Origin of the sequence: Alkalihalobacillus pseudalcaliphilus (genome assembly GCF_028610675.1) — a bacterium.
Taxonomy (GTDB): Bacteria; Bacillota; Bacilli; order Bacillales; family Bacillaceae_D; genus Alkalihalobacillus; species Alkalihalobacillus pseudalcaliphilus.
Map to the genome: position 1 here is coordinate 96,170 of NZ_JAQQWS010000005.1, position 6,167 is coordinate 102,336.

General features: G+C 38.7%; 6 protein-coding genes. All 6 read left to right on the forward strand.

Annotation, left to right across the window (positions count from 1 at the left end; translation table 11 throughout):
• Positions 1-21: 21 nt before the first annotated feature.
• Positions 22-1,446, forward strand: a complete 1,425-nt coding sequence (gene lpdA / locus PQ479_RS12300; RefSeq protein ID WP_047987669.1) for a dihydrolipoyl dehydrogenase — start codon at positions 22-24, stop codon at positions 1,444-1,446.
• 22 nt (positions 1,447-1,468) lie between these two features.
• Positions 1,469-2,464, forward strand: coding sequence for a thiamine pyrophosphate-dependent dehydrogenase E1 component subunit alpha (locus PQ479_RS12305; protein WP_047987670.1), 996 nt, complete (start codon positions 1,469-1,471; stop codon positions 2,462-2,464).
• A 15-nt stretch (positions 2,465-2,479) separates the two neighbouring features.
• Entirely contained in the window at positions 2,480-3,463 is a 984-nt protein-coding gene (locus PQ479_RS12310; protein ID WP_047987671.1) for an alpha-ketoacid dehydrogenase subunit beta, read from the forward strand.
• A gap of 17 nt (positions 3,464-3,480) precedes the next feature.
• Entirely contained in the window at positions 3,481-4,767 is a 1,287-nt protein-coding gene (locus PQ479_RS12315; RefSeq protein WP_047987672.1) for a dihydrolipoamide acetyltransferase family protein, read from the forward strand.
• 166 nt (positions 4,768-4,933) lie between these two features.
• The gene (locus PQ479_RS12320; protein ID WP_047987673.1) at positions 4,934-5,395 is read left to right on the forward strand and encodes a hypothetical protein; all 462 of its coding nucleotides are present in this window, start codon (positions 4,934-4,936) and stop codon (positions 5,393-5,395) included.
• Positions 5,396-5,642: 247 nt separating this feature from the next.
• The coding region (locus PQ479_RS12325; protein WP_273717013.1) for a metal ABC transporter solute-binding protein, Zn/Mn family at positions 5,643-6,167 on the forward strand (525 nt) is incomplete at its 3' end.

The following is a 6,167-nucleotide window of genomic DNA, read 5'->3' on the forward strand; positions in this document are numbered from 1 at the left end:
GGGAAGGCAGGAGGACTTTTTATGGCTAACGAATATGATTTAGTAATACTTGGTGGAGGGACGGGTGGATATGTTGCCGCCATTAAAGCTGCCCAGTATGGACAAAAAGTGGCGATCGTCGAGCAAGGGAAGCTTGGCGGTACTTGTTTACATAAAGGCTGTATACCGAGCAAAGCGTTACTAAGAAGTGCTGAGGTCTATGCACAGGCAAAAGAAGCGAATGAGTTTGGTATACAACTTGAAGGTATAGGCTTTGATTTTAACAAGGTTCAGGAACGAAAGAACCGAATTATTGAGCAGCTGCATCAAGGGATTACAGCGCTAATAAAAAAAGGTAAAATCGATGTTTATGAAGGAAAAGGAAGAATATTAGGTCCTTCTATTTTTTCACCCCGACCTGGAACTATATCAGTTGAAATGAACGACCAATCTGAAAATCAAATGCTACTTCCGGAAAATATTATTATTGCAACGGGATCATCTCCACGAACGTTAGCTGGTATAGAAGTAGATGGTGATTATATTATTAATTCCGACCATGCCTTAGAGTTAGAGGAGTTACCTAAGACGATCATCATTGTTGGTGGTGGAGTCATTGGTGTTGAGTGGGCATCCTTGCTCGCAGATTTTGGTGTGGAGGTTACCATTGTTGAATATGGTGATTCGATTTTGCCACAATTAGATCAAGACATCCGAAAAGAAGCTACGAAGCTTTTGAAGAAAAAAGGAATTAGCATTATGACCAATTTTCAATTGCAGTCAAATGATGTAACCATTCAGGATAATCAAGTACATGCTAGAGGCTCTTTAAATGGTCAATCAACAGAATTGGTCGCAGAAAAAATGCTCATGTCTGTCGGTCGTCGTGCTAATGTTGATGATATTGGACTCGTGAACACGGAGATTGAAGTTGCTGATGGATTTATTCAAGTTAACGATCGTTACCAAACGAAAGAAAGTCATATTTATGCAATTGGAGATGTAATTGGTGGCTTACAGCTTGCCCATGTAGCTTCACATGAAGGGATGTTAGCTGTGAACCATATTGTTGGGAAAGAGATTGAACAGCTTAATGAATTAACCGTTGCGACGTGTATCTATAGTCGTCCTGAAATTGCTAGTGTTGGATTAACAGAGGAAAAAGCCATTGAATTAGGCTATTCAATTAATGTCGGTAAATTCCCTTTCCAGGCTAATGGTAAAGCATTGGTGCACGGAGAGGCTTCAGGTTTTATCAAGGTTATTACGAATAAAGATAATCGAGATTTATTAGGGGTTCATATGATTGGTCCTCATGTGACAGATTTAATATCAGAGGCTGCTCTAGCAAAATATTTAGATGCAGCTGATATTGAAATTCAAGAAATGATTCATCCACATCCAACATTGTCTGAAGTGTTTGGAGAGGCGGCCTTAGCAACTGAGGGAAAAGCCATTCATATTTAAAACGGATAAAGGAGGAAAAATAATGAGTGAAAATCGTCATCAACGCTTGGGTTTAGCGGATGAGCAAGTGATTGAGATGTATAAAACGATGCTCCTTGCAAGAAAAATTGATGAGAGAATGTGGTTATTAAATCGAGCAGGTAAAATTCCGTTCGTTGTTTCTTGTCAAGGTCATGAAGCAGCACAGGTAGGTTCTGCATTTGCCTTAGATCGTGATAAGGATTACTTACTTCCTTATTATCGAGATGTGGGAATGGTATTAACATTTGGTGTAACAACAAGAGATTTATTATTATCTGCATTTGCTAAAGCGGAGGATCCAAGTTCAGGTGGTAGACAAATGCCTGGTCACTTTGGTTCTAAGAAAAGAAGAATTGTCACGGGTTCATCACCTGTTACCACTCAAGTTCCCCACGCTGTTGGCGTTGCCTTGGCAGGTAAATTAAATAACGATCCATTCGTATGCTTAACGAGTTTTGGAGAAGGGTCTTCCAATCAAGGTGATTTTCATGAGGGCTTAAATTTTGCAGGTGTACACAAATTACCCGTAATCTTTATTTGCGAAAATAATAAATATGCGATTTCGATCCCTGTGGAGAAACAATTAGCGTGTGAAAATGTATCGGATCGGGCTAGTGGTTATGGAATGCCTGGTTTTACTGTAGATGGAAATGACCCATTAGCTGTCTATGAAGTGGTCAAGCAGGCAAGAGAGCGTGCTGAAAAAGGTGAGGGACCAACATTAATTGAAACGATTGGTTATCGTTTAATGCCGCATTCTAGTGATGATGATGATCGTACCTATCGCTCAGGGGAAGAAGTAGAAGGAGCCAAAGAAAAGGATTCTATTCATACATTTGCTGCTTATTTAAAAGAAGTGAATGTATTAGATGAAGAGAACCTACAAAAAATCCATCAAGAGTTGGACCAATTAGTCAATGAAGCAACCGAATATGCCGAGAAAGCACCGTATGCTGACCCTGCTTCAGGATTAGATTATGTCTACGCTCAAAAATAGAGAGGAGGGAATCGAATGGCTATTCGTTCATATATTGAAGCTGTAACATTAGCGTTAAAAGAAGAGATGGAACGTAATGACCAAGTATTTGTATTAGGTGAGGATGTAGGAGCAAGAGGTGGCGTATTCCGAGCGACGATGGGATTGCATGAGCAATTCGGAGAGGCAAGAGTTATGGATACACCATTAGCCGAATCAGCAATCGTTGGTGTAGGAATTGGTGCTGCTATGTATGGGATGAGACCAGTAGCAGAAATTCAATTTGCAGATTTTATTATGCCAGCTGTTAATCAAATTGTTTCTGAGGCTGCCAAAATTCGTTATCGTTCTAATAATGATTGGTCTTGTCCTATTACGATCAGAGCACCGTATGGCGGCGGAATTCACGGAGCTTTATATCATTCACAATCTGTAGAAGCGATGTTTGCCAATGTACCAGGGCTGAAGATTGTGATGCCTTCTACGCCTTATGATGTGAAAGGATTATTAAAATCAGCGATTCGTGATGATGATCCTGTTTTATTCTTTGAACATAAACGTGCTTATCGTTTAATAAAAGGTGAGGTACCTGATGATGATTATACATTGCCACTCGGTAAGGCAGATGTAAAAAGAAAAGGTAGTGACCTAACCGTTATTACATATGGTTTAGCTGTTCACTTTGCTTTGCAGGCTGCTGAGAAATTGGCCCATGATGGCATTGATGTGGAAGTTGTTGATTTACGTACCGTCTATCCTCTTGATCAAGAGACGATCATTGAATCGGCAAGTAAGACAGGAAAAGTCTTATTAGTCACGGAAGATAATAAAGAAGGCAGTATTATGAGTGAGGTCGCGGCAATTGTTGCTGAGCATTGTTTATTTGATTTAGATGCTCCTATCGCACGATTAGCAGCTCCGGATGTTCCGGCGATGCCTTATGCTCCGACTATGGAAAAATATTATATGATTAATCCGGACAAGGTTGAAAAGGCAATGAGAGAACTTGCGGAGTTTTAATCTGAAAGGAGAAAAAAATGGCCACAGAGATTAAGATGCCTCAATTAGGCGAGAGTGTGACAGAGGGGACAATTAGTAATTGGCTAGTATCGCCTGGGGACCGAGTAAATAAGTATGAACCCTTGGCAGAAGTCGTCACAGATAAGGTCAATGCAGAAATCCCATCTACTTTTACTGGAACGATTAAAGATATCATGGTTCAAGTAGATGAAACTGTAGCTGTCGGAACAGTAATTTGTTCGATTATTCCAGATGAAGAGTCTGCTTCATCTGACCAACAAGAGGAAAGTAGCACAGAACGGAATACTCAAGACGAATCAACGAATACTTCAGCTCAGGGGAGCGACCAAAGCCAGAAAAAGCGTTATTCGCCAGCGGTTATTAGACTAGCAGGTGAACATCAAATTGATCTTGCCTTAGTTGATGGTACTGGTAGAGGCGGCCGTATAACACGTAAAGATATTGAAGCTGTCATAGAATCAGGGAAGCATCAAACGAAGGCTCCGCAACCAGCAGTCAAGAGAGAAGCTACATCGCAGCCTGCTACTATTGAAAAAACGACGTCTAAAGTTAATTCGTATCAAGCAGGAGATAGGGAAGAGGTACTTGCGGTTAGTCCTGTGCGTAAAGCAATTGCTAACAATATGGTGAAAAGCAAACATGAGGCACCTCACGCCTGGTTAACCATAGAAGTAGATGTGACAAATCTAGTGGAATATCGCAATCGCATCAAAAATCACTTTAAGGAAAAAGAAGGTTTTTCCATTACGTATTTACCTTTCTTTATGAAAGCGACTGTTGAAGCGCTAAAAGAATTTCCACAGCTTAATTCCATGTGGGCTGGGGATAAGATTATTAGAAAGAAAGATATTAACTTATCCATGGCTGTAGCAACGGAGGATTCTTTATTCGTACCAGTCATAAAAAATGCTGATGATAAAACGATTAAAGGTCTAGCAAAGGAGGTTGTTGAGTTATCTTCCAAAGTTAGAAGTGGAACGTTAACCTCACAGGATAGTCAAGGTGGTACGTTCACGATTAATAATACAGGTGCATTTGGCTCGATTATGTCAGCTCCTATTATTAATCATCCTCAAGCTGCGATTTTATCGGTTGAATCGATCGTTAAACGACCTGTTGTTATGGAGACAAAACAAGGTGATATGATTGCTATTCGTCATATGGTAAACCTTTGTCTATCACTTGATCACCGTGTCTTAGACGGGCTTGTATGTGGAAAATTCTTAGCTGCAATAAAATCAAAACTAGAAAACATGGATGAATCAAACCTGTCCGTATACTAATAAAGAAAAGCATGTGACCATTAGATGGTCACATGCTTTTTTGCTCGTGGTGGCTATTAAACTCCATCACCAAAATGTTTGATTAGCTTTATGCCATGTTAGTTTTGTATGAAAAGGTTTTTTTGGGTCAATCTATATATAAAGCTTAGAAAGGGAGTGTAAGAGTATGGATAAGAGTCAAAGAAAATTTTCGTGGTACTTATCAATAATGACTACTAGTATTATCATGTTACTAGTCACAAGTTCAATTGTTCAAGCAACGGAAGATGTGAAAGAACAGCAAGTAGAAAAGCATCACTCACATCAAAGTTTTATCATTCATATGGATTATTATTTTGAATTACTGGCAGAAAAGTATGCACCAGAACAGGTGGATACTTGGAATGAAATAAGAAAGCAAAGAAAAGTACTAATGAAGCAGTGGCACGAGAAAAAGAAAGATAAAAAGTATGAACAACTAAAGAAAGATTCAACTTGGAAAAAGGAACATAATGATTTACAAGAAGAATTTGAAAAAGCTGTAGAAATACGAGATGAAGCAAAAATCAAAGAGTTACTACCGAAACTGTTTGAGCATTATCAAAACATGAATAAACGAATGGAAGAAAAACTAACAGATAACGAATAAAAAGAATACGAAGACAAAATCCACTGGCGAAGTCAGTGGATTTTGGCATCATTTGTGTCAAAAGGGATGAGAATGTATTCTTGGGGCACATTTTGAGAACAGGAATAATGGAATAAAATAGGAATATCATTACTTGGATTTAGTTTACAGAAACAAAAAGATAAAAACATATTTACAAATCGTAAAGATTCCTATATAATTCAAAAGTGATAAAACGTAATGATTACGAATAATGGAGTGTATGGTTATGAAACATATAAAAGGATTTATTTTCATAGGACTTATTTTAATATTATTAAATGCTTGTCAAACAGCAGAAGAAGGACAGCAAAGTATTGCTGAAGAGGATGATATTTTAACTGTCTATACGACTATTTTTCCACTACAAGATTTTGCCCAAAAAATTGGTGGTGAGTTCGTAGAGGTTCATAATATGATTCCAGCAGGTGCAGATGCTCATACATATGATCCTTCTGCAAAAGATATGATTGATGTAGCAGAAGGTGATGTATTTCTTTATAATGGTTCAGGCTTAGAAGGTTTTGTAGACTCATTAATTGAGACATTAAAAAATGAAGAAGTAGCCATTGTGGAAGCTTCAGCAAACATAGAACTAATGGAAGGTTCACATTCACATCAACATCATGAGCATGAAGGCCATGAAGAAGACGAACATGAGCATCACGAGCATGGGGGCCATGAAGAAGACGAACATGAGCATCATGATCATGGGGGCCATGAAGAAGACGAACATGAGCATCACGAGCATGAG